This is a genomic window from Streptococcus sp., assembly GCF_019414905.1.
Lineage (GTDB): Bacteria > Bacillota > Bacilli > Lactobacillales > Streptococcaceae > Streptococcus.
In genome coordinates this window covers 1-1,208 of record NZ_DXLC01000070.1, presented here as the reverse complement: position 1 = coordinate 1,208, position 1,208 = coordinate 1, and the positions used below count along the sequence as shown (strand labels likewise).

The window sequence follows — 1,208 nt, the reverse complement described above, 5'->3', positions numbered from 1 at the left end:
GGAGCTGAGCCCAAGCATCTGTTAGATTTTTTTGAAGAAAAATAATATAGAGAATAAAGGAAATCAAGGCTCCCAACAAGGAGAAGAAAACTCCTGAACGATTCCTGAAGTACAATAAAAAATTTCGCTTTAGTAAAGCTAGCATTAGCGAACCTCCCTTCCTGTAAGTGCAATAAAGGCGTCATCCATGGTCCCTGGACGAAACTCAAAATGGGCTATTCTATCTCTAACTTGTGCCAGGTAATCAATAGCTTCCCTTTCACTCTCGGGTTGAAAAACATACTCCATTTGACTTTGTTGCTCTACTGACATTCCCGAAGTTTTAAGACTTTCTATCTGCTCTATCTCCTTGAAACGAATCTTCAAGATGTTTTTTGCATACTGGCTCTTAATATCTAGTGCTGATCCCTGAGCAATCACTTTCCCATGGTCCACAATATAAATCTGATCAGCTTCATCTGCCTCGTCAAGATAATGCGTGGTCAAAACAACAGTCATTCCCTCTTCCCTCTGCAATTGATAGAGCAAATCCCAAATAGACTTTCGGGTTTGGATATCCAAACCTGTCGTTGGTTCGTCTAAGAACAGAATATCTGGTTGTGAGAGCAGGGCACGCGCAATGTCAACCCGACGCTTTTGGCCACCTGAAAGCGTCCCGTATTTCTGCTTTTGGAAAGCTGATAGGCCTAGCCGATCAATAAGATCAGACACACGATTTGGTTTTAGGTCTTTGTACTGTCTGGCACGAATGGCCAGATTTTCCCTAACAGTCAGCATCTCATCCAAAACACTAGTCTGGAAGACCACACCAATTTTAGTACCTGGTTCATAGATGATTTCCCCTTGCGTTGGTTGTTTCAAACCAATCAACATGGAAATCGTTGTTGATTTCCCCGCCCCATTTGGTCCTAGAATCGCATTAAAGGTTCCCTTTTCAAACTGTAAATGAATATTGTTTACGGCTAAATGATTTCCATATCGTTTACTGATGTTTTTAGCTTGTAATATCATGTTCTCTCTCCTTTTGATAGAACCAGTCTAACAAAAAAGCCGCTTAAAAAATGGCTTTTGGGGATAAGTGGTCAAAATGAAGAGATGAGTGGCGAGATAGAAGAGATTAAAATGAGGAAATTAAATAAAGAGACTCAAGTTCCATTCAATACCGCATAGAATCGTTAAAAAAGTGTGACTTAGTCCCATTAAAACAT

General features: G+C 40.2%; 1 protein-coding gene and 1 pseudogene. Both read right to left on the bottom strand.

Features of this window, described 5'->3' with window-relative positions; translation table 11 throughout:
- Window positions 1–145, bottom strand: a pseudogene (locus QZ359_RS01795) (ABC transporter permease); the annotation flags it as partial.
- Entirely contained in the window at window positions 145–1,011 is an 867-nt protein-coding gene (locus QZ359_RS01790) for an ABC transporter ATP-binding protein (protein ID WP_293956040.1), read from the bottom strand. The gene QZ359_RS01790 and the pseudogene QZ359_RS01795, both read right to left, overlap by 1 nt.
- Window positions 1,012–1,208 lie beyond the last annotated feature (197 nt).